Annotated in this window: 33 protein-coding genes; 5 read left to right on the top strand and 28 right to left on the bottom strand. The window is 66.1% G+C overall.

What is annotated here, in order from left to right:
- Nucleotides 1-9 precede the first annotated feature (9 nt).
- From Strain318_RS03715 to Strain318_RS03700, 4 genes are all read left to right on the top strand, one after another.
- A complete protein-coding gene (locus Strain318_RS03715) occupies nt 10-834 on the top strand; it encodes an inositol monophosphatase family protein (protein ID WP_367887185.1) in 825 nt (274 codons plus the stop codon).
- 165 nt (nt 835-999) lie between these two features.
- Nucleotides 1,000-4,290: a type ISP restriction/modification enzyme gene (locus tag Strain318_RS03710; protein WP_367887184.1), complete on the top strand. Its 3,291-nt coding sequence runs from the start codon at nt 1,000-1,002 to the stop codon at nt 4,288-4,290.
- A 48-nt stretch (nt 4,291-4,338) separates the two neighbouring features.
- Nucleotides 4,339-5,856 (top strand): glutamate formimidoyltransferase, encoded by a 1,518-nt coding sequence (ftcD, locus tag Strain318_RS03705; protein ID WP_367887183.1) that lies wholly within the window; start codon nt 4,339-4,341, stop codon nt 5,854-5,856.
- On the top strand, nt 5,853-6,413 hold the full coding sequence (locus Strain318_RS03700; protein ID WP_367887182.1) for a hypothetical protein: 561 nt from the start codon (nt 5,853-5,855) through the stop codon (nt 6,411-6,413). The genes ftcD and Strain318_RS03700 overlap by 4 nt, the downstream gene beginning before the upstream one ends.
- A gap of 46 nt (nt 6,414-6,459) precedes the next feature.
- On the opposite strand, the gene map is transcribed toward Strain318_RS03700, so the two are convergent.
- The 26 genes from map to fusA all read right to left on the bottom strand — a co-directional run bounded on the left by map (nt 6,460) and on the right by fusA (nt 22,841).
- On the bottom strand, nt 6,460-7,212 hold the full coding sequence (gene map / locus Strain318_RS03695) for a type I methionyl aminopeptidase (RefSeq protein ID WP_367887181.1): 753 nt from the start codon (nt 7,210-7,212) through the stop codon (nt 6,460-6,462).
- 17 nt (nt 7,213-7,229) lie between these two features.
- Nucleotides 7,230-7,868 carry an adenylate kinase gene (locus tag Strain318_RS03690; RefSeq protein WP_367887180.1) on the bottom strand — a complete coding sequence of 213 codons (639 nt, stop codon included), beginning with the start codon at nt 7,866-7,868 and terminating at the stop codon, nt 7,230-7,232.
- Nucleotides 7,869-9,200 (bottom strand): preprotein translocase subunit SecY, encoded by a 1,332-nt coding sequence (secY, locus tag Strain318_RS03685; RefSeq protein WP_367887179.1) that lies wholly within the window; start codon nt 9,198-9,200, stop codon nt 7,869-7,871.
- A gap of 3 nt (nt 9,201-9,203) precedes the next feature.
- Nucleotides 9,204-9,650 carry a 50S ribosomal protein L15 gene (gene rplO, locus Strain318_RS03680; RefSeq protein WP_367887877.1) on the bottom strand — a complete coding sequence of 149 codons (447 nt, stop codon included), beginning with the start codon at nt 9,648-9,650 and terminating at the stop codon, nt 9,204-9,206.
- A 19-nt stretch (nt 9,651-9,669) separates the two neighbouring features.
- Nucleotides 9,670-9,921 (bottom strand): 50S ribosomal protein L30, encoded by a 252-nt coding sequence (gene rpmD, locus Strain318_RS03675; RefSeq protein WP_367887178.1) that lies wholly within the window; start codon nt 9,919-9,921, stop codon nt 9,670-9,672.
- Complete coding sequence (gene rpsE, locus Strain318_RS03670) at nt 9,922-10,647, bottom strand: 30S ribosomal protein S5 (protein WP_367887177.1); 726 nt, start codon at nt 10,645-10,647, stop codon at nt 9,922-9,924.
- Nucleotides 10,648-11,004, bottom strand: coding sequence for a 50S ribosomal protein L18 (rplR, locus tag Strain318_RS03665; RefSeq protein WP_367887176.1), 357 nt, complete (start codon nt 11,002-11,004; stop codon nt 10,648-10,650).
- Nucleotides 11,004-11,543 (bottom strand): 50S ribosomal protein L6, encoded by a 540-nt coding sequence (gene rplF, locus Strain318_RS03660; protein WP_367887175.1) that lies wholly within the window; start codon nt 11,541-11,543, stop codon nt 11,004-11,006. Before rplF ends, rplR begins: the two co-directional genes overlap by 1 nt.
- A gap of 13 nt (nt 11,544-11,556) precedes the next feature.
- Nucleotides 11,557-11,955 (bottom strand): 30S ribosomal protein S8, encoded by a 399-nt coding sequence (rpsH, locus tag Strain318_RS03655; RefSeq protein WP_367887174.1) that lies wholly within the window; start codon nt 11,953-11,955, stop codon nt 11,557-11,559.
- 190 nt (nt 11,956-12,145) lie between these two features.
- Nucleotides 12,146-12,451 (bottom strand): 30S ribosomal protein S14, encoded by a 306-nt coding sequence (gene rpsN / locus Strain318_RS03650; RefSeq protein ID WP_367887173.1) that lies wholly within the window; start codon nt 12,449-12,451, stop codon nt 12,146-12,148.
- A gap of 7 nt (nt 12,452-12,458) precedes the next feature.
- A complete protein-coding gene (gene rplE, locus Strain318_RS03645; RefSeq protein ID WP_437436321.1) occupies nt 12,459-13,067 on the bottom strand; it encodes a 50S ribosomal protein L5 in 609 nt (202 codons plus the stop codon).
- A 74-nt stretch (nt 13,068-13,141) separates the two neighbouring features.
- The gene (rplX, locus tag Strain318_RS03640; RefSeq protein ID WP_367887171.1) at nt 13,142-13,540 is read right to left on the bottom strand and encodes a 50S ribosomal protein L24; all 399 of its coding nucleotides are present in this window, start codon (nt 13,538-13,540) and stop codon (nt 13,142-13,144) included.
- Nucleotides 13,541-13,542: 2 nt separating this feature from the next.
- Nucleotides 13,543-13,911 (bottom strand): 50S ribosomal protein L14, encoded by a 369-nt coding sequence (gene rplN / locus Strain318_RS03635; protein WP_367887170.1) that lies wholly within the window; start codon nt 13,909-13,911, stop codon nt 13,543-13,545.
- A 13-nt stretch (nt 13,912-13,924) separates the two neighbouring features.
- The gene (gene rpsQ / locus Strain318_RS03630; RefSeq protein ID WP_367887169.1) at nt 13,925-14,206 is read right to left on the bottom strand and encodes a 30S ribosomal protein S17; all 282 of its coding nucleotides are present in this window, start codon (nt 14,204-14,206) and stop codon (nt 13,925-13,927) included.
- Nucleotides 14,207-14,226: 20 nt separating this feature from the next.
- Complete coding sequence (rpmC, locus tag Strain318_RS03625) at nt 14,227-14,433, bottom strand: 50S ribosomal protein L29 (protein ID WP_367887168.1); 207 nt, start codon at nt 14,431-14,433, stop codon at nt 14,227-14,229.
- On the bottom strand, nt 14,423-14,851 hold the full coding sequence (gene rplP, locus Strain318_RS03620) for a 50S ribosomal protein L16 (RefSeq protein WP_367887167.1): 429 nt from the start codon (nt 14,849-14,851) through the stop codon (nt 14,423-14,425). The genes rpmC and rplP overlap by 11 nt, the downstream gene beginning before the upstream one ends.
- A 12-nt stretch (nt 14,852-14,863) precedes the next feature.
- Nucleotides 14,864-15,526 carry a 30S ribosomal protein S3 gene (gene rpsC / locus Strain318_RS03615; RefSeq protein ID WP_367887166.1) on the bottom strand — a complete coding sequence of 221 codons (663 nt, stop codon included), beginning with the start codon at nt 15,524-15,526 and terminating at the stop codon, nt 14,864-14,866.
- Complete coding sequence (rplV, locus tag Strain318_RS03610; RefSeq protein ID WP_367887165.1) at nt 15,526-15,885, bottom strand: 50S ribosomal protein L22; 360 nt, start codon at nt 15,883-15,885, stop codon at nt 15,526-15,528. The genes rpsC and rplV overlap by 1 nt, the downstream gene beginning before the upstream one ends.
- Nucleotides 15,886-15,888: 3 nt before the next feature.
- Nucleotides 15,889-16,209: a 30S ribosomal protein S19 gene (rpsS, locus tag Strain318_RS03605; protein ID WP_367887164.1), complete on the bottom strand. Its 321-nt coding sequence runs from the start codon at nt 16,207-16,209 to the stop codon at nt 15,889-15,891.
- Between the two features lie 15 nt (nt 16,210-16,224).
- Nucleotides 16,225-17,058: a 50S ribosomal protein L2 gene (rplB, locus tag Strain318_RS03600; RefSeq protein ID WP_367887163.1), complete on the bottom strand. Its 834-nt coding sequence runs from the start codon at nt 17,056-17,058 to the stop codon at nt 16,225-16,227.
- 5 nt (nt 17,059-17,063) lie between these two features.
- Nucleotides 17,064-17,351, bottom strand: coding sequence for a 50S ribosomal protein L23 (gene rplW / locus Strain318_RS03595; protein ID WP_367887162.1), 288 nt, complete (start codon nt 17,349-17,351; stop codon nt 17,064-17,066).
- A 3-nt stretch (nt 17,352-17,354) separates the two neighbouring features.
- The gene (gene rplD, locus Strain318_RS03590; protein WP_367887161.1) at nt 17,355-18,224 is read right to left on the bottom strand and encodes a 50S ribosomal protein L4; all 870 of its coding nucleotides are present in this window, start codon (nt 18,222-18,224) and stop codon (nt 17,355-17,357) included.
- A gap of 3 nt (nt 18,225-18,227) precedes the next feature.
- Nucleotides 18,228-18,911 (bottom strand): 50S ribosomal protein L3, encoded by a 684-nt coding sequence (gene rplC, locus Strain318_RS03585; protein WP_367887160.1) that lies wholly within the window; start codon nt 18,909-18,911, stop codon nt 18,228-18,230.
- 161 nt (nt 18,912-19,072) lie between these two features.
- Nucleotides 19,073-19,381 carry a 30S ribosomal protein S10 gene (gene rpsJ / locus Strain318_RS03580; RefSeq protein WP_367887159.1) on the bottom strand — a complete coding sequence of 103 codons (309 nt, stop codon included), beginning with the start codon at nt 19,379-19,381 and terminating at the stop codon, nt 19,073-19,075.
- Between the two features lie 60 nt (nt 19,382-19,441).
- Nucleotides 19,442-20,644 carry an elongation factor Tu gene (gene tuf, locus Strain318_RS03575; RefSeq protein ID WP_367887158.1) on the bottom strand — a complete coding sequence of 401 codons (1,203 nt, stop codon included), beginning with the start codon at nt 20,642-20,644 and terminating at the stop codon, nt 19,442-19,444.
- A gap of 79 nt (nt 20,645-20,723) precedes the next feature.
- Nucleotides 20,724-22,841: an elongation factor G gene (fusA, locus tag Strain318_RS03570; protein WP_367887157.1), complete on the bottom strand. Its 2,118-nt coding sequence runs from the start codon at nt 22,839-22,841 to the stop codon at nt 20,724-20,726.
- Nucleotides 22,842-23,366: 525 nt separating this feature from the next.
- Between fusA and Strain318_RS03565 the strand changes: the two genes are divergently transcribed.
- Nucleotides 23,367-23,936 carry a DinB family protein gene (locus Strain318_RS03565; RefSeq protein ID WP_367887156.1) on the top strand — a complete coding sequence of 190 codons (570 nt, stop codon included), beginning with the start codon at nt 23,367-23,369 and terminating at the stop codon, nt 23,934-23,936.
- 155 nt (nt 23,937-24,091) lie between these two features.
- Here the strand turns inward: Strain318_RS03565 and rpsG are convergent, their stop codons facing one another.
- Nucleotides 24,092-24,562 (bottom strand): 30S ribosomal protein S7, encoded by a 471-nt coding sequence (gene rpsG / locus Strain318_RS03560; protein WP_367887155.1) that lies wholly within the window; start codon nt 24,560-24,562, stop codon nt 24,092-24,094.
- On the bottom strand, nt 24,562-24,960 hold the full coding sequence (gene rpsL, locus Strain318_RS03555) for a 30S ribosomal protein S12 (protein ID WP_367887154.1): 399 nt from the start codon (nt 24,958-24,960) through the stop codon (nt 24,562-24,564). Before rpsL ends, rpsG begins: the two co-directional genes overlap by 1 nt.
- Nucleotides 24,961-25,100 lie beyond the last annotated feature (140 nt).

The following is a 25,100-nucleotide window of genomic DNA, read 5'->3' as shown; positions in this document are numbered from 1 at the left end:
GAGACTGAGATGGGGCTTCAACAGGAGCGCACGGACTGGCTGGCGGTGGCGGTGCGCGCGGCAGCGGCGGGCGCGGCGGTGATCCGCGATGCCGCGCCGGACATCCGCAACCTCGACTGGCGGTCGAAAGGCCCCACGGACTTCGTGTCCGAGGTGGATCTGGCGGCCGAAGCGGCCATCCTCGCGGTGATGGGCGAGGGCGTCCCGCGGGCCACCGTGCTCGCCGAGGAGAGCGCGGCCAGCGTCCCGCGCGAGCTGCTCGAGCATGGGGTGGCGATCGTCGTGGACCCACTCGACGGCACGACGAACTTCCTGCACGGCTATCCCGAGTACGCGGTCAGCATCGCGATCCTGGTGGACGGCGAGCCAGTCGTCGGCGTGGTGCACGACGTGCCCGGTGATGAAGTCTTCACGGCGCGCGCCGGCGGCGGCGCTCAGCTCAACGGCCAGCCAATTCGCGTATCGGACATCACCGATCCGCAGCGCGCGCTGATCGGCACGGGGTTCCCGTTCAGGGACCCGAACGACATCGACCCCTACCATCGCCAGATGGCGGCGGTCATGGCGCATGTGAGCGGCGTGCGCCGGCCCGGCGCGGCGAGCATCGACTTGGCCAGCGTGGCCTGCGGACGCTTCGACGGCTTTTGGGAGATGATGCTGTCGCCGTGGGACTTCGCGGCGGGCATGCTGCTCGTGCGCGAGGCGGGGGGCCGAGCCACCGACATGAGCGGCGCGCATCTCACGGCCTTCGGCCCGAGCGCCGTGCTTGCGGGGAATCCGGCCATGCACCGGTGGCTGCAGAACAGGCTGAACCAGAGCCTAAGAACGAACTGAACAGCGAGTGGCTGGCGCAGACGTGCCCCTGAGTTAGAATGTGCCAGGGGGCGAGACACTGATACCACGTGTCGCCCGCCAGCGGCTTTCGTCAAGCAGACTGACCCTGCCACTACCGCTCCGATGCCCCCAAGTCGCCGGAAGGTCCCGACCGCACCACCCGAGGTGTCTGACATCGGCGTTGACGAAACGCTTGTCGAGACTTTGCGCGCGTACGCGGACGGACTGAAGCGCGGCTTCGAGAGCAAAGGGCGATACCAGCCAGAAGACCAACTGAAGCCACCCGTTAGCACGTTGCTGCAGGCGGCTGGCAGTCTCTTCGGGCTAGAAGTGCGTACGCACACTGAGATCCTCGCCGACGATGGACTGGGCCGCCCCGATATCGGCGTGTTCACCTCGGGACTCCTCACAGGCCACGTCGAGCTGAAGGCCCCTGAGAAGCCAGCCGACCCAACTCGGCTCCGCGGAGGCGATCGCCAGCAGTGGGAGCGGTTCAAAGGCTTACCCAACTTGCTCTACTGCAACGGGCGCGAGTTCGTCCTGATGCGGTCCGGCGAGCGAGTGGCGAGCGCAACTATCGGTGAGGATCCGATCACCGAGGGTGCGAATGCCGTGAGCGCACCCGCGGCAGCGAAGCTCACTGCAGTTCTGCGGGAGTTTCTGCGGTGGGAGCCGATTGCACCCTCGTCGCCCAAGCAGCTCGCCGCCACTCTCGCACCGTTATGCCGCTTGCTGCGCGGCGCCGTGCTCACAGCAGTGAAGGCGGAGAACGAGGAGCTTACCGCTCTCGCAAAGGACTGGCGACGCTACCTGTTCCCATCCGCGAGCGATGAGGAATTCGCCGACGCGTACGCCCAGACGCTGACTTACGCGCTCCTGCTTGCGCGCATCGAGGGCGACACCGCGTTCTCCATCGACGCAGCGGCCAAGTCGCTCGCGACGGGACACTCGCTGCTGGCCTCAGCCTTGAAGATCCTGAGCGACGAGCAGGCCCGTCAGCATCTCGCGATTCCCTTCAGCTATCTCGAGCGCACGATCTCGGCGGTGGACCCGGCTCAGCTAATGAAGAAGAGCAAGGGTGACCCGTGGCTCTATTTCTACGAAGACTTCCTGGCGGCCTACGACCCCGAGATGCGCAAGAACCGGGGCGTGTACTACACGCCGATCGAAGTCGTGCATTGCCAGGTGCGCTTGGTAGCCGAGCTGTTGCGCGATCGCTTCGACGCCGATCGCGACTTTACCGATCCTCAGGTCATAACGCTCGACCCTGCGGTGGGAACTGGAACGTACCTGCTGGCAGCGTTGGAGCACTCGTTGGACGCTGTCGAAGCGCGCTCTGGTACCGGGGCTCGGCGCAGCGCGGCCAGCACCGCAGCAAAGAACCTCCACGGTTTTGAGCTATTGGTCGGGCCGTACGCCGTCGCGCACCTGCGATTGACGCAGATGATTCACGCCGAGAACGCCAAGCCAGGATCCGATGGCGTGCGCGTGTACCTGACGGATACCCTTGAGTCGCCCCACAAGGAGCCGCCAGAGCACCTTCCGCTGCTCTACAAGGAACTCGGCGAAGAGCACGAACGCGCGCGTAGGGTGAAGGAAAGCACTCCAGTGATGGTTTGCATCGGCAACCCACCTTACGACCGTGAACAGCGCGCGCAGAACGCCGCTGCCGGTCCGCGCAAGGGCGGCTGGGTGCGGTTCGGCGATGGCGGTGACGACAGCCGTCCTCTGCTCCAAGACTTCATTGAACCCCTCTCGGACCTCGGCTACGGGGTGCATGCCAAGAACCTCTACAACGACTACGTCTACTTCTGGCGCTGGGCGCTGTGGAAGGTGTTCGAACAGCAAGGCGGGGCGGGCAAGGGTATTGTCAGTTTCATCACTGCTTCGTCCTATCTGCTCGGCCACGCGTTCGCTGGCGTGAGGGCGACAATGCGCTCCACGTTTGAGGAGATGTGGATTCTCGATCTCGGCGGCGAGGGGCGCGGAGCGCGGAAGTCCGAGAACGTCTTTGCGATCCAGACGCCAGTGTGCATTGCCATCGGCGTGCGCCGTGGCCCAACCGATGGTGCCTGCAAGGTGTGGTACCACGCGATCGATGGTAGCACTGCGGAGAAGCTCGCTGCACTGGAGTCGATCCGGTCATTGGCCGATGTGCCCTGGATTGCGGTGACAGCGAACGAGCCGCACGAGCCAATGTTGCCGAGCACTGGGGGCGCATGGAACACTTGGCCGCGACTGACGGATCTGTTTCCGTGGCAGGAGAGCGGACTGCAATTCAAGCGGACGTGGCCGATCGCTGCGGACGTTGGGACACTGGACGTCCGCTGGCGCACGCTGCTTGCTAGCAGCTCGCGTGCCCTGGTCTTCAAGGAGACTCGCGACCTCAAAATATCCAAAGAGGTGGCACCGCTGATCGCCGGTTCACCGAAGCTCACACCGCTTGGCTTGCTCACGCCGGATGAGCCCATGCCAAGCTCGCAACCGTACGCGTATCGAAGCTTCGACATCAGGAGCGCGATTATCGACCCTCGTGTCGGTGACTATCTCCGCCCCTCACTGCAGCATTGCCACAGCGAGCGTCAGGTATACTTAGCGACGAAGTTCACGCTTCAGCTCGGAACTGGAGGAGCAGCGTCTGCAACATGCTATTTGCCGGATCTGGACTACTTCAATGCTCGAGGCGGGCGCGACATAGTCCCCCTCTACCGCGATCGCGACGGCCGCGAGCCCAACATTGCAACCGGCATCCTCGCGCTGCTGACCGCTCGCCTTGGCCAATCCGTCTCGGCCGAGGACTTCTTCGCCTACTGTTACGCGATGCTCGCGGGGCCGGCCTATGCCGAAACGTTCGCCGATGAGTTGAGCATTCCGGGCCCTCGCATTCCCCTCACGACGAACCCGCGCCTCTTCGACGAGGCCGTCGCGTTGGGCCGCGAATGGCTCTTCCTGCACACCTACGGGGAACGGTTCGTGCCTACCAGTCGTCGCGCCGGCCGCATTCCCGCCGGCGCCATTAAGTGCGCGAAGGGCACCTCTGATGATCCAGCCGAGTATCCAGAATCGTTCTCGTATGATGCCGCGAAGCGAGAGCTGAGGGTGGGTGATGGCCGCTTCACTGGCGTCTCACCCGAGGTCTACGAGTTTCAGGTCAGTGGCTACAAGGTCGTCCAGCGTTGGTTGGCCGGCCGCATGAAAGAGCGCTCGGGGAAGCGCTCGTCCCCGCTCGATGACATTCGACCGGAGCGCTGGACCTTCGACAACGAACTCCTGCAGTTGCTCTGGGTCCTTGAACACAGCTGCGCAAAGTTCGCGACCCACGCAGCACTCCTCGTTCGCATTCTTGGGTCGAAGTTGATCAGCGCGGATGAACTCGCGGAGCCTACCTTCGAAGATCGCGCCGGCCCGAGACCATCGCGGCGCGGCAATACCGTCCAGGAGACGCTAAACCTCTAGGACCGACACTAGATTTCGGGTTCACCCCCGAACCCGACCGCGAGCGCCATGTCTCTCGTTGAGTGCGTCCCGAACTTTTCCGAAGGCCGCGACCAGTCCACCATCGACGCCATCCGTGACGCCATCGCGTCCGTAGACGGCATCGTCGTCCTTGATGTGAGCTCGGACCCGAGCCACAACCGCACCGTCGTCACCTTCGTCGCGCCGGTCGAGAGGGCCGCCGAGGCCGCGTTCCGCGGCATCAAGGTCGCGAGCGAGCGCATCGACCTCACCAAGCATTCGGGCGAGCACCCGCGCATCGGCGCCACCGACGTTTGCCCCTTCATTCCGCTCGAAGGCGCGTCCATGGAGGACTGCGTCGTGCTCGCGCGCACGCTTGGCGAGCGCGTCGGCAAGGAGCTGGGGATTCCGGTCTATCTCTACGAGCGCGCCGCCACGCGGCCCGACCGCACCAACCTCGCGGACATCCGTCGCGGCGAGTTCGAGCTCGCACGGACGGAGATCGGGACGAACCCGAATCGCGTCCCGGACTTCGGGCCCAACAAGATCCACCCCACCGCCGGCGCGACCGTCATCGGCGCGCGCCCCTTCCTCGTCGCCTACAACGTCTACCTCGGCGGCAAGGAGAACCTGCAGGTCGCCAAGAACGTCGCGAAGGCCGTGCGCGGGTCGAGCGGCGGCTTGAAGGGTGTGAAGGGCCTCGGCATGGAGGTCGATGGTCAGGCGCAGGTCTCGATGAACCTCGTCGACCTCGACGCCACGCCCCTGCACCGCGCCTACGAGATGGTGAAGATGGAAGCCGAGGCGCAGGGTGTCACGCCCACGTGGAGTGAGATCGTGGGGCTGGTGCCCGAGCGCGCGCTGTTCGAAGCCGCCGCGCGGCACCTGCGCTGGCGCGACTACAAGCCTGACTTCGTCCTCGAGCGCAAGGTGCGTGCCGCCATCAGCGGCGGCGAATCGCTCAGCGGTTTCATCGGCGATGTCGCGAGCTCGGCGCCGGTGCCCGGCGGTGGATCGGTTTCCGCGTTGGTGGGTTCGCTCGCCGCTGCACTCGCGCAGATGGTCGCGGGCCTGACCGTCGGCCGCAAGAAGTACGCGGCCGTCGAAGACGAGATGAAGGAACTCGGCCTCCGCGCCAACGCGCTGGTGCGCCGCCTGCATGCGCTGAAGGACGAAGACGCGGCAGCGTACGCCTTGGTGAGCAACGCCTACAAGCTGCCGAAGGACACGCCGGAGCAGGATTCGGCGCGCACCGTGGCGATCCAGGCGGCCTTGATGAAGGCCGCGGAAGTCCCGTTGGAAACGGCGCGCTGGTGCGCCGAGGTCGCCGAGCTTGCGGCCATCTGCGCGACGAAGGGCAACACCAATGCCGCCTCCGACGCCGGTGTCGCCGCGCTGCTCGCCGAGGCGGCGGCGAAGGGCGCCGCGTACAACGTGCGCATCAATGTCGTCGGGATGCCCGACAAGGCGGCGGGTGCGCCGATGGCCGAGGAGGCGAAGCGTTTGGTCGCCGCTGCATCGAGCGCGGCGACGCGGGCCACGACGGCGGTCGAGGCGCAGCTATGAGGTCGTGGCTGGCGTGGATGGGCGTCGCGCTTGTGTTCGCGATGCCGCTTGCGGCTCAACCCGGCAGCTCCGCCGGCGCACCGGCCCCGAGCGAGCGCCTCGTCGGCCGATTCGTGCGTGACGCCGCAGCCAGCGACGACGTACCGGCCGCCATCGAGCGCGCCGTCGCGCAGATGAGCTTTGTCACGCGCGGCATCGGCCGCAGCCGCCTCAAGGCGACCAACCAACCACCCGCCGACGTGCGCTTCGCGCTGCCGCCCGATTCCATCGTCGTGCAGTACGCGGGACAGCCCGAGCTGCGCGCGCGGCGCGACGGCAGCCCGCGCGAGTGGCGCAACGCCGCCGGCGAACCCTTTCAGGCGCGCGTGACCGTCGCGACGTCTCCCGACGGCAGCGTTACGGTGCGGCAGGTCTTCGAAGCCGAGGACGGTCGTCGTGAGAACGCCTGGCGCCTCGAGGCGGCCGGCACGACACTGACGCTCGATGTCACCGTCAGCTCGCCGCGCTTGCCGCAGCCGCTGCGGTATCGGCACGTCTTCCGCAGCGCCGCGCGGTAGCTGTCACCGGCGCCGCTGAGCAGCGCCGGCAGCGCCGGCAGCGCGACTACAGGGTCGTTAGGATCCGCGGCCCGTCGGCGGTGATCGCCACCGTATGCTCGAAGTGCGCCGACAGCGCCCCATCGAGCGTCACGATGGTCCACTTGTCGGCGAGCGTCTTCGTGGCCGGCCCGCCCGCGTTCACCATCGGCTCGATCGCCAGCGTCATGCCCACCTGCAGGCGCGGGCCGCGCTTCGGCTTGCCGTAGTTCGGCACCTGGGGCTCCTCGTGCATCACGGCGCCTACGCCGTGCCCGACGAGGTCCTTCACCACCGAGTACCCGGCCTTCTCCACCACGGCCGAGCAGGCGGCTCCGAGGTCGCCGATGTGGTTGCCGAGCTTGCACTCCTTGATGGCCGCGTAGAGCGACTGCTCCGTCACATCCATCAACCGCTGCGCCTCCGGCGTGATCTGCCCCACGGCGTAGGTCCACGCGCTGTCCGTGTGGAAGCCACCGTAGTACACGCCGATATCCACCGTGATGATGTCGCCCGACTTGAGGATGCGCTTGGCACTCGGGATGCCATGCACGATCTCCTCGTTCAGCGAGATGCAGGCCGAGCCGGGGAATCCGTAGAGCCCCTTGAACGACGGCGTCGCGCCCGCATGCGAGCGGATGAACGCCTCGACCATCTTGTCGATGTCGAGCGTCGACGCGCCGGGCAAGAGCGCCGGCTTGATGTGCTGGTGCGTCGCGGCGAGGATGCGGCCACCGGCCGCCATCGTCTCGAGCTCGCGGGGACTCTTGAGTTGGATCACGGGAGGCTTCGCCGCGACTAGCGGCCGACGGCCTTGAGCGCGCGCGCGAACACGTCGTCGAACGAGCCGACCGCGTCGATGTGCTGCACGTTCGCGCCCTGGCCCACGTACCAAGCGAGGACCGGCTTCGTCTGCGCGTGATACACGCTCAGCCGGTTGCGGATGGCCTCCGGCTCGTCATCCTTGCGGCGCATGAGCGTGCCGCCGCATTGATCGGGGCACGGCGTCCCGGGCTGGAGGCCCGTGAACGGCTTCTGCTCCTTGTCGCAGGTCGTGCGGCCCGACAGGCGCGAGACGAGCAGCTCGTCGTCGATCTGGAAATCCAGCACGACATCGACGCCCTTGCCGATCTCGGCGGTGAGGCGCTTCAACCCCTCGGCCTGCGGCACCGTGCGCACCACGCCATCGAGGATCGCGCCCTTCGCATACGCCGGCGAGAGCAGCGCTTCCTTGATGATGCCCAGGATGACGCTGTCCGGCACGAGGTCCCCGCGGTCCATGAAGCCTTTGGCCTCGAGCCCGAGCTTCGTGCCCTCCTTGACGGCGGCACGAAGCACATCGCCGGTCGCCAGCTTGGGGATGCCGAGGGCGGCGGCGATGCGCTCCCCCTGCGTTCCCTTGCCGGCGCCCGGGGGCCCAAGCAGGACCACGATCACTTAGAAGCCCTGCTGGACGTTGCGCCCGCGGAACCGCACGCGCGCACCCTTCTTCATGAAGCCATCGTACTTGCGGAGCAGCAGGTGCTGCTGCATCTGCGCCATCGTGTCGAGCGCGACGCCCACCACGATGAGCAGCGACGTGCCGCCGAACTGGAACGGCACCGCGAACAGGTCCGCGAGGAAGATCGGCAGGAGGGCGATCGCCGTGAGGAACGCGGCGCCCGGCAGCGTGATGCGCGTGACCACCTGGTCGATGTACTCGGCCGTCTTCGCACCCGGCTTGATGCCCGGGATGAAGCCGCCCTGCTTCTTCAGGTTCTCCGCCAGCTCCACCGGATTGAAGATGATGCTGGTGTAGAAGTACGTGAAGAACATGATCAGCACGGCCGAGAGCACGAAGTACACCCAGGTACCCGGCGCGAAATACTCGCTGAACTGCGCGAGGCGCTGGTTGCCCGAGAACTGCGCGATCGCGCCCGGCACGACAATGATCGACTGGGCGAAGATGATCGGCATCACGCCCGCCGTGTTGATGCGGAGCGGGATGAAGTTCTTCGCCGCCTCGCGCTGACGGCCCTTGGCCATCGTGCGCTGCGGGATCTGGATGGCGATGCGGCGCGCCGCCAGCGTCATCGCGACGACGCCGGCGACGACCAGCGCCATCACCGCCGTCATGCCGAGCAGCGAGAGCAGCGACACCGCGCCCGTCGCCACGAACCCGAACGTCTGGAAGATGCTCGGGATGAAGCGCTCGACGATCGAGAAGAAGATCAGCAGCGAGGCGCCGTTGCCGAGGCCGCGCTCCGTGATCTGCTCACCCAGCCACATGACGAACAGCGCGCCCGTCGTGAGGAAGAGCACCATCTGGAAGATGAAACCCGAGCCCGGGTTGACCACTGCCCCGGTGATGCCCGACGTGAACAGCGCATAGCCGTAGCCCTGCACCGCCGCGAGGCCCACCGTGCCGTAGCGCGTCCACTGCGTGATGCGCTTCCGGCCCTCTTCGTCCTTGTTCAGCTTGTCGAGCGCCGGGACCACCGCGGCCGCGATCTGCATGAAGATCGAGGCCGAGATGTACGGCATGATGCCGAGGGCGAAGATCGTCGAGCGGGAAAGATTCCCGCCCACGAACAGGTCGTACAGCCCGAGCAGCCCGCCACCCTGGCTCGCGAAGAAGTCCATCATCGCCGTCACGTCCACGCCGGGGGCGGAGACGTGCGAGCCCACCCGGTAGATCACCAGGCAGAGGAACGTGAAGGTGATCTTCTGCCAGAGCTCCGGCGTGCGGTAGATGTTGCCTGCCGCCGCCAGCGGATTCGCCTGGGCCATGTCTTACGCCTCGACCGCGCCGCCGGCGGCGACGATCTTGGCCTTGGCGGCGGCGCTCACCTTGAGCCCCTTCACCGTATAAGCCTTGCCCACCTCGCCGTTGGCGAGGAGCTTGGCCGGACCCTTCGACGCCTTGGCGAGACCGGCGGCCTCGAGCGTCTCCATGGTCACTTCGCTGCCCGTCACGAGAGCGAGGTCGTCGAGGCCGATGACCTGCGCCTCGACGCGGAACGGATTCGTGAAGCCACGCTTCGGCACGCGACGCGTGAGCGGCATCTGGCCGCCTTCGAAGTGCGGCTTGTTGCCGCCCGGGCCGTGGTGGCCGGCGCGGGCCTTGATGCCCTTGTGACCCTTGCCCGACGTCTTGCCCGTGCCGGAGCCCGGGCCGCGCCCGAGGCGCTTGCGGTTCCGGTGCGAGCCCGGCGTACGCGCCAGGGTGCCCAGGGTGATCTTCTCGTCGCTCATGGTATTACTCCTTGACCGGCGTCACTTCAACCAAGTGACGCACGCGCTTGATCATGCCGCGCAGAGCCGGCGAGTCCTGGTGCACCACCGAGTCCTGGTGGTGCCGGAGGCCGAGGGCCTCCAGGGTCGCGTTCATGCGCTTATCGTGGCCGATGCCCGACCGCACCTGCGTGATGCGGACCTTGCCTTCGGTGAGCGTATTCGGCTCGGTGTGCTGCGGACCGCGGGTGCGGTGCCAAACGAACGTGCGTGGCATTTACACAACCTCCTTGGACTTCGCGCGCGACTTGTAGGGCAGCGCCGAGACTTCGACGCCGCGCTCGCGGGCGATCTGCTCCACCGTCGTGAGGGCCGTGAGGCCATCAAGGGCGGCAAGCACCATGTTGTGCGGGTTCGTCGAACCCAGCGACTTGGTGAGGATGTCGTGGATGCCGACGCATTCCAGCACCGCACGCACCGCGCCACCGGCGATCACGCCGGCACCGGGCGCCGCCGGCTTCATCAGGACCTTGCCGGCCCCGTGCTTGCCGACGATCTCGTGCGGGATGGTCGCGCCCGTCATCGGGACGCTCACCATCCGGCGACGCGCGGCGTCCACGGCCTTGCGGACCGCTTCCGACACTTCGTTCGCCTTGCCCGTCGCCACGCCCACCTTCCCCTGCCCGTCGCCGACGGCGACGAGCGCGTTGAAGCTGAACCGACGGCCGCCCTTCACGACCTTCGCGACGCGATTGATGGCAATCACGTTCTCGAGGAGATCCGAACCCTCGCGCTCCTGCTGCGGGGCGTTGTCGCGGCCGCCGCGGCCACGGCCTTCACCGCCGCGCCCGCCGGGACCGCCCGGACCGCCGCGGCCGCCCGGGCCACCCGGCCCGCCACGCCCGCGCCCGCCGCCCGGACCACCACGTCCGCCGCCCGGACCACCGCGACCACGGCCACCCTGGCCGCCGCCATTGCCGAAAGCACCACTCTGTTCAGCCATTTAGAACTCCAGCCCGCCTTCGCGGGCTCCGTCGGCCACCGCCTTCACGCGGCCGTGATACTGGTAACCCGCACGGTCGAACACGACCTTCGTGATCCCGGCCGCCTTCGCCTTCTCGGCGACGCGCTTGCCGACTTCGACCGACTTCTCCGTCTTCTTGCCCGTCAGGCCGCTGTCCGTCACGGTCATGAGGGTCTTATGCTGCACGTCGTCCACCAGCTGGGCGGTCATGTGCTTGAGCGAACGGAACACCACCAAGCGCGGACGCTCGGCCGTACCCGCAACCTTCGCCCGCACGCGGACGTGACGGCGCGCGCGGAGCCCCGCACGCGTCTTCGGTACACGCTTCCCCGGCATTACTTACCTCCCGCCTTGCCGGCCTTACGCCGGATGACTTCGCCCTGGTACTTGATGCCCTTGCCCTTGTAGGGCTCCGGCTTGCGCAGGTTGCGGATCTCCGCAGCCACCTGGCCCACGACTTCCTTGTCCGCGCCCTCGATCACGACCTGCGTCGGCTGCGGCGCCGACAGCTTGATGCCCGCCGGGGCCTTGTACTGGATCTGGTGCGAATAGCCCAGCGCCAGCTGCAGGCCGAACGGCTTCGGCTCGGCCTTGAAGCCGACGCCCGTGATCTCCAGCGTCTTCTGATAGCCCTTCGAGACGCCCTCGACCATGTTGGCGATGAGCGTGCGCGAGAGGCCATGCAGCGACTTGTGCGCGGTCTCGTCCGACGGGCGCTCCACCGTGATGGTGCTGCCCTCGAGCGCGACCTTCATTTCCGGGTGGATCGTCCGCTTGAGCTCCCCCTTGGGGCCCTTCGCGGAGACCACATTGCCTTCCACCTTCACCGTCACGCCCGCAGGCACGGTGATGGGAAGCTTGCCAATACGCGACATGTGCGTGGTCTCCTTACCAGACCAGGGCGAGCAACTCGCCGCCGGTGCGCTGCTGGCGCGCCTCGCGGTCCGTCATCAGGCCCTTGGAGGTGGACAGGATGGCCACGCCGAGGCCGTTGCGCACGCGGGGAATCTCCGCGGCGCCGACGTACTGGCGCAGACCGGGCGACGAGACGCGCTTGAGCTCGCGGATGACCGGCGTGTTGCCGGCATACTTGAGCGCCACGCGGAGGACCTTCTTGCCCTCGGGGGTCTCGATGGTCTTGTAATCGGTGATGAAGTTGCTCTCCTTGAGCAGGCGAGCGATTTCCACCTTCATCTTGGACGCCGGGATGTCCACGCGGCGATGCTTCGAACCGACAGCATTGCGGATCCGCGTGAGCATGTCGGCGATCGGGTCAGTCATGCTCATACTGAGTACCTAAGCTCCTCTGGTTTCCGGCGAGCGCCGGACCTGTAGGAATGGAAGAAGGGGGTTCCCATGGCGTTGTGCCGGTGGGCCTACCTTCTGAGAGAACTACAAACTGCAGTTGGAAGTAGGGAGTTGAGAGTTGTGAGAGCCGTTACTTCCAACTCCCTACTCCCAACTCACTACTGCCCCTTTACCACGACGCCTTCTTCACCCCGGGAATCAAGCCCTGCAGCGCCATCTCGCGGAACGCGATGCGGCTGAGGCCGAAGGCCCGGAGGTTGCCGCGCGAGCGGCCGGTCATCTGGCAGCGGTTGCGGATGCGGGTCTTGGCCCCGTTCCGCGGGAGCTTCTGCAGCGCCACCTGGGCAGCGCGCTTCTCCTCCTCCGTCGCCGTCACGGACTTCACGATGGCACCGAGCGCCCGGCGCTTCGGGGCCTGCTTCGCCGCCATCTGCTTGCGGCGCTCGTTCTTGTTGATCGTGCTCTTCTTGGCCATGGTTTCCTCAGCCCTGGACGACGATGGGCTTGTCATCGCCGCGGAACGGCATCCCGAGCTCGCGCAGCAGCGCGAACGCGAGGTCGTCGCGGTTCGTGGTCGTCACGAACGTGATGTCCATCCCGTGGATCTGCTCGACGAGGTCGTAGTTGATCTCCGGGAAGATCATCTGCTCCTTCACGCCGAGGCTGTAGTTGCCGCGCCCGTCGAAGGCGCGGGTCGAGAGACCGCGGAAGTCACGGATGCGCGGGATCGCCGTCGAGATGAAGCGGTCGAGGAACTCCCACATCCGGGCACCGCGCAGCGTCACCGACACGCCGATCTCCTGGCCTTCGCGCTGGCCGAAGTTGGCGATCGACTTCTTCGCCTTCGTGCGCAGCGGCTTCTGGCCGGTGATCGTCGCCACCTCGTCCACGATCGCGTCGAGGATCTTCGGCTGCTTGATCGCCTCGCCCATGCCCACGTTCAGCACGATCTTCGTGAGGTTCGGCACCTGGTGCGGGTTCTTCAACCCGAACTGCTGCATCAGCTTGCCGCGCACCGTCTTCACGTAGTAGCCGTGCAGGCGCGGGGCCGGGACCGGAAGGCCCGCGCCCTTGTGCTCCTTCGGGAGCATCGACGCGCGCTTCTCGCCCGCGCCACCCTTCTTCTTTTCCTGCGTCTTGGTCGTCGCCATTGGTCAGTCCTCGCTCAGCGGCCGCGCGGGATAGCCTGCCCGCTCTTGGCGCTGATGCGCTCCTTCGTACCGTCGGCGTCGATCCGCGCGCGGATGCGCGTGGGCTCCCCCGACTTCGGGTCCAGCAGCATCACGTTGCTCAGCGCCACCGGGGCCGGCATCTCGATGATGCCCGACTGCTCCTCGGCCGTGCGCGCGCGCCGGTGCCGCTTCACGATGTTGATGCCTTCGATCGTCACGCGGCCCTTCTTGAGGTGCACGCGGATGACCTTGCCTTCCTTGCCCTTGTCGTCGCCGCGCAGCACGCGCACCGTGTCACCCTTGGTGATCGACGTCGTGACGCGCTCGGCGTTGCGGGCATGACGCAGGACGCTCTTCTGTCCCGCGGTCTTGCGCTGCTTGAGAATCCGCATGGTTACAGCACCTCAGGGGCCAGCGATACGATCTTCATATAGCGCTTCTCGCGGAGCTCACGGGCCACCGGCCCGAAGATGCGCGTGGCGCGCGGTTCGCCCTTGTCATCGATGATGACCACGGCGTTCTCATCGAACTTGATGTAGCTGCCGTCCTTGCGGCGCACTTCCTTCACCGTGCGCACGACGACGGCCTTCGCCACGTCGGACTTCTTGACGGTGCCGTTCGGCAGCGCGTCCTTCACCGCCACCACGACCTTGTCGCCAAGGCCGGCGTAGCGCTTGCGCGTGCCGCCGAGGACGCGGATCACGAGCGCCTTCTTGGCACCCGAATTGTCCGCGACCTTCACGACCGATTCCTGTTGGATCATTGGTCAGTTCCCCTTATCGCGCGCGTTCGACGATCTCGAGGAGGCGGAACCGCTTGTCCTTCGACAGCGGGCGCGTCTCGACGATCCGGACGGTGTCGCCGACCTTCGCCGAGTTCGCCTCGTCGTGCGCCTTCAGGCGCTTGGTCTTCGTCACCATCTTCCCGTACACCGGGTGCGGCACGCGACGTTCAATCGCGACCACGATGGTCTTGTCCATCTTATCGCTCACCACGAGGCCCGTGCGCACCTTGCGGGACGTGCGGGTCGGGGCGGCGGTCTTTTCCGTTTCAGCCATTCTTCATATTCCTGCGCGCGTTAGCGCGCAGCCTCCGTACGCTCCGCCTTCTCGCGGAGGACCGTCTGAAGCCGCGCGATGTCGCGGCGGATCGTGCGCAGCCGGAGCGGATTGCTCAGCGGCTCCGTGGCGCCCCGGAAGCGGAGCCGAAAACGCTCCTCTTCCAGCTCGGCCAGGCGGGCGTGGATTTCATCCGCGCTCAGCTCCCGGATCTGGTCAGCCTTCATTGCCCTGCGCCTCCTCACGCGCCACAAACTTCGTCTTCACGCCCAGCTTGGCGGCGGCGAGCCCGAGCGCCTGCTGAGCGATCTCCTTCGTCACACCTTCGATCTCGAACAACACGCGGCCCGGCTTCACCACGGCCACCCAGAGTTCCGGCGAGCCCTTGCCCTTACCCATGCGGGTCTCGGCAGGCTTCTTCGTCACCGGCTTGTCCGGGAAGATGCGGATCCAAACCTTACCACCACGCTTGATGTGACGCGTCAGCGCCACACGAGCCGCCTCGATCTGACGGGCGGTGATCCACGCCGGCTCCTGCGCCTGCAGGCCGAACGTGCCAAACGCGACCGTCGCGCCGCGACGGGCGAGACCCGTCGTGCGACCCTTGAACATCTTGCGGAACTTGACCCGCTTCGGTGCTAGCATCGGTCAGTCTCCTTACGCGTCGGAGGAGTACGTGGACCCGCCACGACGCCCCTCGACGACCTCACCCTTGAAGATCCACACCTTCACACCGATGGTGCCGAAGGTCGTCTTCGCGGTCGACGTCGCATAGTTGATGTCAGCGCGCAGCGTATGAAGGGGCACACGACCCTCGTGATAGCCTTCCACGCGCGCGATCTCGGCGCCACCGAGGCGACCCGAGCACTTCACCTTGATGCCTTCCGCGCCCATGCGCATCGCGCTCTGCACCGCGCGCTTCATCGCGCGACGGAACGAGATGCGCTGCGCCAGCTGCGCGGCGATGTTGTCGGCGACGAGCTGCGCCTCGATCTCCGGGCGCTTGATCTCCTCGACGTTCACACCGACTTCCTTGCCGGTCAGCTGCTGGAGCTCCGTCTTGAGCTCCTCCACCGCCTGGCCCTTCTTGCCGATCACCACGCCCGGGCGGCCCGTGTGGATGGTCACGACGACCTTCCCCGGCTTCCGCTCGATGGTGATGTCGCTGATGGCCGCGCCGCCCAGGCGGGCCTTCAGGTACTTACGCAGCAGCGCGTCTTCCTTCAGCAGCGCCGGGAAATCCTTCTTGGCAAACCACTTCGAGCGATGCGTCGTGCTCACGCCGAGGCGGAAGCCGATCGGATGCGTCTTCTGTCCCATTATCGACCTTCCTTCTCGGCCACGATGATCTCCACGTGGCTGGTTCGCTTGTGCATCGGCGTCGCCCGGCCCATGGCCGCCGGCGTCCACCGCTTGAGCTTCACGCCTTCGTTCACGATCGCATGCTTCACGTACAGCGCGTCCACGTCGAGCGACGTGTTCGCGTTGCGCGCCGCCTGCTCGGCGTTCGCGACGGCGCTGTTCAGCACCTTCGCGATCTCATGCGACGCGTGCTTCTTGCTGAACTTGAGCAGCGCGAGCGCGTCGTTCACCGCCAAGCCGCGGATCTGGTCGATGACCAGACGCATCTTGTAGGGCGACTGCCGCGTCGACCGCTGGATGGCCCGTGCTTCGGTCATGGCTTACTTGCCTCCCTTGGCCGGGGCCGCCGCTGCTGCCGGCGCCGCCTTCTTGTCCGTCTTGTTGTTGCCCGTGTGACCACGGAACAACCGCGTCGGGGCGAACTCGCCGAGCTTGTGCCCGACCATGTTCTCCGTCACATACACCGGGATGAACTTGTTCCCGTTGTGCACCGCGATCGTGTGTCCCACGAACTCCGGGATCACCGTGCTCGCGCGCGACCAGGTCTTCACGACCTTCTTCTCGTTCTTCGCGTTCATCGCGACGACGCGCTTGAGCAGCGCATCCTGGATGAACGGTCCCTTCTTGATTGAGCGTGCCATGATGTCGTATCCCTGTTAGCTCTGGGTGGCCTTGCCGCGCTTCCGGCCACGGACGATCAGACGCTGCGACGCCTTCTTCTTGTTGCGCGTCTTGACGCCCTCCTTCTTGCCCCAGGGGCTCACCACGTTCCGGCCGCCGCGCGTGCGGCCACCGTGCGGGTGATCGACCGGGTTCATCACTTCACCGCGGACCTTCGGACGGCGACCCAGCCACCGGGTCTTGCCGGCCTTGCCCCACGAGATCAACTCATGCTCGGCGTTGCCGACCTCGCCGATCGTGCCGAGGCAGTCGCCGTGGATCATGCGCATTTCCGTCGAGGCCATGCGCAGGGTCACGTACTCGCCTTCCTTCGCCACGACCTGCAGGCTGGTGCCGGCCGAGCGGGCCATCTGGCCGCCCTTGCCCGGCTTGAGCTCCACGTTGTGCACCGCGGTGCCCAGCGGGACCTCCCGCAGCGGCAGCGCGTTGCCCGTGCGCACGTCGGAGCCCTTGCCGCTGACGATCGTGTCGCCCACGGCCAGACCCTTCGGGTGCAGGATGTAGCGCTTCTCGCCGTCCGCGTACTCGACCAGCGCGATGCGCGCCGAGCGGTTCGGGTCGTATTCGATATGCTGCACGGTCGCGATCATGCCGTGCTTGTTGCGCTTGAAATCGATGATGCGGTACTTGCGCTTGTGACCGCCGCCGAGGCGGCGCATCGAGATGTGGCCGTGGTTGTCGCGGCCGCCGCTCTTCTTGAGCGGTTCGGTCAGCGACTTCTCCGGCGTGCTCCGCGTGATCTCGGCGTTATCCGAGACCGAACGGAAGCGCGTCGCGGCGCTCACGGGCTTGAACTGACGGATTCCCATTGGTCTTAGCCCTCGAAGATCTCGATCGAGTCGCCCGACTTCAGCGTCACGATCGCCTTCTTCCAGCGGGGACGCAGGCCGGCCGACGTGCCGACGCGCCGCGGCTTCCCGCGCTGCTGCGAGGTCCAGACGCCCGTCACGGTGACACCGAACAGGCGTTCAATCGCCTGCTTGATGGCCGTCTTGTTGGCCGTCGGATGGACCTCAAACGTGTATTCGCCGCGCTCCTGGTACGCCGCCGACGACTTCTCGGTGACGATCGGGCGCACGATGGTGCGATGCAGAGTTGCCATCGGTTACTTCCCCTTCTTCTTGGGGGCCGCCTTCGCGGCCTTCTCGGCCTTGGCCGCCGCCTTCTTCGCGGCAGGCTTCGCAGCAGCCTTCTTCGCCGGCGCCTTCTTGGCAGCGGCCTTCGGGGCGGCCTTCTTCGCCGCCGACTTCTTGGCCGTCGCCTTCTCGGCCTTCTCGGCCTTCGGCGCCTTCTTCGACGCGGCCTTCTTCACCTTCACCTTCTCCACGGCCTTCTCCGCCACCGGCGAGAGCTCGTGGCCGATCGCGCCAGCCTCGACCAGCACCACATCCGACCAGAGGATGTCGTACGTGGAGGCGTCGCTGTACGGCATCACGACGACGTTCGGCAGGTTGCGGCCGGAGAGGTAGACCATCGGCTTCACGCCGTCGGTCAGGATCAGCGCCTTCTTGTGCGCGACCTCGAGACGGGCCAGCAGCTGCACGAGCTGCGCCGTCTTCGGGGCATCGTACGCGAAGCGGTCGATCACCATCACGCTGTTCTCGCGCGCGCGGGCGTTCAGCGCGGACTTGCGGGCCAGCGCCTTGATCTGGCGCGGCACCTTCTGCTCGTAGCCACGGGGCTGCGGGCCGAAGACCGTGCCGCCGCCGACGAAGTGCGGGGCGCGCGTCGAGCCCTGACGGGCGCGGCCGGTGCCCTTCTGCTTCCACGGCTTCTGGTTACCGCCGGTCACCCAGCGGCGCGTCTTGGTGGCGTGCGTGCCCTGGCGCTGGTTGGCGAGCATCGCCTTCACCGCCTGGTGCATCACCGGCATGTTCACGGTGCCGTCGAACGTCGCCGTCGGCAGCTGCACCGCATCGCGCGGGGTGCCGAGCGCCGTGAAGGCCGCCGCCTGGAAGTTATTGGTTTCAGACATCGGTTATCCCTGCTTGCGGACGAGCACGATCCCGTTGGTCGGGCCGGCGACGGAGCCGCGGATGTAGATCAGGTTACGCTCCGCATCGATCTTCTCGACGCGCAGGTTGATCTGGGTGTGACGCTCGGCGCCGTAGTGGCCCGGCATCTTCTTGCCCTTGATGACGCGCGACGGGTCGGTGCCCGGTCCGATCGAACCCGGACGGCGATGCTTCGTGTTGCCGTGCGTGTTCGGACCGCCGCCGAAGCCGTGGCGCTTCACCACGCCCTGGAAGCCACGCCCCTTCGACGTGCCGGTCACCTTCACCAGTTCACCCGGCGTGAAGATGTCGACCTTGATCACGTCGCCGACGTTGTACGTCGGAACTTCCGGGTTCTTCCCGGGCGCATCGTCGAGCCGGAACGACCGCAGGACGGCCGGCGGCACCTCGAGCCCCGCCTTCTTGGCGTGCCCGACTTCCGCCTTCGTCGCGCGACGGCCCTTCGGCGTGCGCTCGCCCTTCTTCGACTCGCGGGCCAGGCGCTGCGCGCCGTAGCCGAGCTCCACGCTGGCAAAGCCCGCCTGCTCCGGCGTGACGACCTTCGTCACCGGATTCGGCGTGGCCTCCACCACCGTGCAGGGGATCTGCTGCCCCTGTGCGTCGAAGATCTGGGTCATCCCCAGCTTCTTGCCAATGATACCGATCATGAGTTGCTCGCTTGATTCGTTAGTCGCGGCCCGGTGCTGCCCTTTGCAGCATCCGTTGAGGCCGGAGGACTGTCGACGGGCAGTTGTGAGTTGGCAGTAGGGAGTTGGCAGGAACTACTCCCAACTCATGACTCCCAACTTTCAACTGCAGTCCGTCGTTGCTACTCCACCTTGATCTCGACATCCACGCCAGCCGGCAGATCGAGCTTCGTCAGCGCGTCCACCGTGACAGCCTTGGAGTCGAGGATGTCGATCACCCGCTTGTGCGTCTTCAGCTCGAACTGCTCGCGGGACTTCTTGTCCACGTGCGGCGAGCGGAGGACGGTCCAGCGCTGCGTCTTCGTGGGGAGCGGGATCGGACCGGAGACCTGGGCCCCCGTCTTCTCCGCGGTCCGCACGATGTCCGCCGAGGCCTGGTCGATCACGGCGTGATCGAATGCCTTGAGACGGATGCGAATACGTCCAGCCATTGATTCTCCACTGGGTCAGCCGGGGGCGGCGTTCACCGCCCCGGCGTTCCCCGTTCGTTGTTAGGCGAGGATCTTGGTCACGACACCCGCGCCGACCGTACGGCCACCCTCGCGGATGGCGAAGCGCAGCTGCTCTTCCATGGCGATCGGGATGATGAGCTCGATCTTCATCTGGATGTTGTCGCCCGGCATCACCATCTCCGTGCCTTCCGGAAGCTCGATCGCGCCCGTCACGTCCGTCGTGCGGAAGTAGAACTGCGGACGGTAGCCCTTGAAGAACGGCGTGTGGCGGCCGCCCTCTTCCTTCGTGAGGACGTAGACTTCCGCCTCGAACTTCGTGTGCGGCTTGATCGAACCCGGCTTGGCGAGCACCATGCCACGCTCGATGTCCTTCTTGTCGATGCCGCGGAGCAGGAGGCCGACGTTGTCACCGGCGAAGCCCTCGTCGAGGAGCTTGCGGAACATTTCGACGCCCGTCACCACCGACTTCTTGTCGGAGTTGTAGCCGACGACTTCGACTTCCTCGCCGACCTTGATCTTGCCGCGCTCGATACGGCCCGTCGCGACGGTGCCGCGGCCGGTGATCGAGAAGACGTCTTCCACCGGGAGGAGGAAGGGCTTGTCGACTTCACGCGTCGGCTCCGGGATGAACGTGTCGAGGGCGTTGTAGAGCTCCTCGATCGTCGCCACCCACTTCGGGTCGCCGGCGATGGCGTTCGACGCCGAGCCACGGATGACCGGGGCGTTGTCGCCGTCGTAGTTGTACTTCGAGAGCAGCTCGCGGACCTCGAGCTCGACGAGGTCGAGGAGCTCGGCGTCCTCGACGAGGTCGCACTTGTTGAGGAAGACCACGATCTTCGGCACGTTCACCTGGCGGGCCAGGAGGATGTGCTCGCGGGTCTGCGGCATCGGGCCGTCCACGGCCGACACCACGAGGATCGCGCCGTCCATCTGCGCGGCACCCGTGATCATGTTCTTGACGTAGTCGGCGTGGCCCGGGCAGTCGACGTGCGCGTAGTGACGGTTGACCGTCTCGTACTCGACGTGCGACGTGGCGATCGTGAGGATCTTCGTCGCGTCACGACGGCCCTGCGACTCGGACGCCTTGGCGACCTCGTCGTAGGCGACGTACTTGGTGTTGCCGAACTTGTCCGCCGAGATCTTGGTCAGGGCGGCCGTGGTGGTCGTCTTGCCGTGGTCGACGTGACCGATCGTGCCGACGTTCACGTGCGGCTTGTTCCGCTCAAACTTAGCCTTGGCCATTGTTGCGTCCTGAGTTGGTTGAAAGTGTTGTTGCAGGTGCGGTTACTTACATCTCACATCTTACAGCTTACATCTGCCGTTACTTGACCTTGGCGATGATTTCATCCGCCTTGGCCTTCGGCACCTCTTCATAGTGCGAGAACTCCATCGAGTACACCGCGCGGCCCTGCGTCATCGACCGCAGGCGCGTCGAGTACCCGAACATCTCGGAGAGCGGCACCGTGGCGCCGATCACCTGCGCCTCGCCGCGCTGCGTCATGCCGCCGATCTTGCCGCGGCGGGCCGAGATGTCGCCGAGCACGTCGCCGAAGAACTGGTCCGGCGAGACGACCTCGACCTTCATCATCGGCTCGAGGATGACCGGCTGCGCCGAGCGCGCCGCTTCCTTGATGGCCATCGAGCCCGCGATCTTGAACGCCATTTCCGACGAGTCGACGTCATGGTATGAGCCGAACACCAGCTCGACCTTCACGTCCACCATCGGGTAGCCGGCGATCACGCCGTTCTCGAGGGCTTCCTTGATGCCCTGCTCGACCGGCTTGATGAACTCACGCGGGATCACGCCGCCGACGATCTTGTCCTCGAAGACGTAGCCCTGGCCCGGCTCGGCCGGCATCGCGTTGATGACGACGTGGCCGTACTGGCCCTTGCCGCCGGACTGACGGACGAACTTGCCCTCGACCTTGTCGACGCGCTTCTTGATCGTCTCGCGGTAGGCCACCTGCGGACGGCCCACGTTCGCCTCGACCTTGAACTCGCGCAGCATGCGGTCGACGATGATCTCGAGGTGCAGCTCGCCCATGCCGGAGATGATCGTCTGGCCCGTCTCGGCGTCCGTGTGGACGCGGAAGGTCGGGTCTTCTTCCGCCAGCTTGTTGAGCGCGATGCCCATCTTGTCCTGGTCGGCCTTGGTCTTCGGCTCCACGGCCACGTCGATGACGGGCGTCGGGAACTTCATGGCCTCGAGGATGATCGGCTTGTCCTCGTCGGAGAGCGTGTCGCCCGTGCGCGTGTCCTTGAGGCCGATGGCGGCGGCGATGTCGCCGGCGCGCACTTCGTCGATCTCGTCACGCTTGTTGGCGTGCATCTGCAGCAGGCGGCCGATGCGCTCGCGCTTGTCCTTCGTGCTGTTGTAGACGTGGGCGCCGGCCTTGAGCACGCCGGAGTACACGCGGAAGAACGTCAGGCGGCCGACGAACGGGTCCGTGGCGACCTTGAACGCCAGCGCGGCGAACGGCGCCTCGTCCGAGACCTCGCGCGTGTCCGGCGTCGCGTCGTGCTGCGGCGCGTGGCCTTCGATGGCCGGCACGTCGTTCGGGGCCGGGAGGAAGTCGATGACCGCGTCGAGCAGCGCCTGCACGCCCTTGTTCTTGAACGAGGCGCCGCAGAGGATCGGCACGAACTTCATCGAGCAGGTGGCGACGCGGATCGCGTGGCGGATCTCGTCGTTCGTCAGCTCCTCGCCGCCCAGGTACTTCTCCATGAGGGCTTCGTCGTGCTCGACGACCTTGTCGACCAGCGCGTGACGCGCGGCCTCGACGGCGTCCTTGAACTCGGCCGGCACGTCGACGACGGAGAAGGTCTTCCCCATCGTCTCGTTGTCGAAGATGTACTGCTTGCGCTCGATGATGTCGATGTGGCCCGTGAAGAGCTCACCCGACCCCACCGGGAGCTGGATCGGCAGGGCGTCCTTGGTCAGGCGGTCCTGGATCATCGACACGCAGCGCTCGAAGTTCGCGCCGACGCGGTCCATCTTGTTCGAGAAGATCATGCGCGGGACCTTGTAGCGGTCCGCCTGGCGCCACACGGTCTCCGTCTGCGGCTCGACGCCGGCGACGGAGTCCAGCAGGGCCACGGCGCCGTCGAGGACGCGGAGCGAGCGCTCCACTTCGACGGTGAAGTCCACGTGCCCCGGGGTGTCGATGATGTTGATGCGGTATTCCGGCCCCTCGCCCTTCTTGTCCGACTGGCCGTGGCGCATCCAGAAGCAGGTCGTCGCGGCCGACGTGATCGTGATGCCGCGCTCCTGTTCCTGCTCCATCCAGTCCATCGTGGCCGCACCATCGTGCACCTCGCCGATCTTGTGCGACTTCCCCGTGTAGTAGAGGATGCGCTCCGTCGTCGTGGTCTTGCCGGCATCGATGTGGGCCATGATGCCGATGTTGCGATAGTACTTCAGGTCGGTCGTGCGAGGCATCGAATCAGTCAGGCTTGAGTAGGCTCATGGGGAACAAAAACGCGGCTGGACCAGGCGTTCCCCCCATGCAGCATCCGGGGAACCGGTGTCCATCCGCATCCGCCGGGTACAGTCGCCACTGCAGCGCGACTGGGGACCCACGGCGCATCAAGGGCCAACGCGAACTATCCCCTGATGTTGAGTTGTCCTGCGTGCTTTTCGGGAATCGCGGCGCTCTAACCGTCTAGAGCGGGATCGATCGGGCTGTCCACTCCCCCCGCGCGTCTCGGTCGAAACCGTGCTAGCCGACGTAGGCGGGCCCATAGGTCCGGAACGCAGTGCTCCGGGGTGTTCACTGTGACCGAACACCTGCGACGGCAAAATGCTTTTGAGAGCGTTTCACCGTAGCCTGAGTAAAGTATCCGCAATCTGGGCGAAGTCAATACCGGACAAGGCTCTAGCGTCGGTGACTCCGATTGCGACAAATGGCTCGCAGCGGTAGGCTCTGGCAGTCCCCACGCCACCCTTTCGCCCCGGATGTTCCGTATGCGGCCCCTGCTCCGCCCGATTGTTCTCGTCCTCGCCGTTGCCGCGCTCGCAGCCAGCCCGGCAACTGGCCGGCAACTGCATGCCCAGCAAGGCTTTATGGCCACGATGCACCGTGACCTGAACGACACGCAGAAGAAGCTGGTCGATCTCGCAAATGCGATTCCGGAGTCCGCCTACGGCTGGCGGCCGGCCCCGGGCGTGCGCTCCATCGGAGAGGTGCTGCAGCACATCGCGGCGGACAACTACATCCTGCCGGTGTACATGGGGACGCCAGCCCCAGCCGCCACCGGCATCACCGCCGACTACGGCACGGCCGTCGCCTACGAAACCCGACGCGGCATGACCAAGGCGCAGATCGTCGCGGACCTCGAAGCCTCGTTCGCGCACCTGCATCGGGCGGTGAACGTGAACACCGACGCGAACATCACCGAGAACATCAACTGGTTCGGCACGCAGGCGACCAGGCTGCAGGGGATGACGGGGACGGTCGGGCATCTGCATGAGCATCTGGGGCAGCTCATTGCGTATGCGCGGTCGAACAACGTGAAGCCGCCGTGGAGCAACTGACCTTACTCAACTGACAACTGCAGTTACGAGTTGTGAGTTGGGAGTTGGAAGTAACGGCGGGAGACGGGAGACGAGATACGAAAGAGGGGCGAGCCGAATCCTCGGCTCGCCCCTCTTTCAACTCTCAACTCCCAACTTCCAACTGCAGTTGGCAGTTACCAGCGGTAGTGCGCAAACGCCTTATTGGCTTCCGCCATGCGATGCGTGTCGTCCTTCTTCTTGATCGCGTTGCCTTCACCCTTCGCGGCGGCGAGCACTTCGGCGGCCAGCTTCTCGGCCATCGACTTCTCGTTGCGCTCGCGCGAGTAGCTGATCAACCAGCGCATCGCCAGCGCCGTGCGGCGCTCGGGGCGGACTTCGACGGGCACCTGGTAGGTGGCGCCGCCGACGCGGCGGGACTTCACCTCGACCACCGGCTTGAGGTTGGTCAGCGCCTGCTTGAAGACCTGCACGCCCGGCTGCTGCGCCTTGGCCTCGACGACGTCCATCGCGCCGTAGAAGATGCGCTCGGCGGTGGACTTCTTGCCCTGGTACATCAGGACGTTGATGAACTTGCTGACAGTCTGGCTGTCGTAGCGCGCGTCCGGCAGGACGCTGCGCTTCACGGCACTCTTACGGCGGCTCATTACTTCTTACCTCCAGCCGGGGCACCCGCCTTCGGCTTCTTGGTCCCGTACTTGGAGCGGCTCTTGTTGCGCCCGTTGACGCCGGAGGCGTCGAGCTTGCCGCGCACGATGTGGTAGCGCACACCCGGCAGGTCCTTCACACGGCCACCGCGGATGAGCACGATCGAGTGCTCCTGCAGGTTGTGGCCTTCGCCCGGGATGTAGGCGGTGACTTCGAAGCCGTTCACGAGACGGACACGCGCGACCTTGCGCAGCGCCGAGTTCGGCTTCTTGGGGGTGGTGGTGTACACGCGCGTGCACACACCACGCTTGAACGGATTCTCCTTCAGAGCCGGCGCCTTGTCCTTCTTGACGACTTCCTTGCGGCTCTGCCGGACCAACTGATTGATCGTCGGCATCTTACCCTGATGTGTTCGGACATCTGTAACTACGTGGATCGCCCGGACGGGCGGCACGGAACAGAGCCTTAGAAGGTAGCCCGCCATGGGCTGAGGGTCAACCTGGGCACCTAGGGAGGCCGGGCCGGACCCCCTACCTT

Source organism: Pseudogemmatithrix spongiicola, assembly GCF_030623445.1.
Taxonomy (GTDB): domain Bacteria; phylum Gemmatimonadota; class Gemmatimonadetes; order Gemmatimonadales; family Gemmatimonadaceae; genus Pseudogemmatithrix; species Pseudogemmatithrix spongiicola.
Note: the sequence above shows the minus strand (reverse complement) of the source record. Positions and strands in the feature narration are given on the sequence as shown.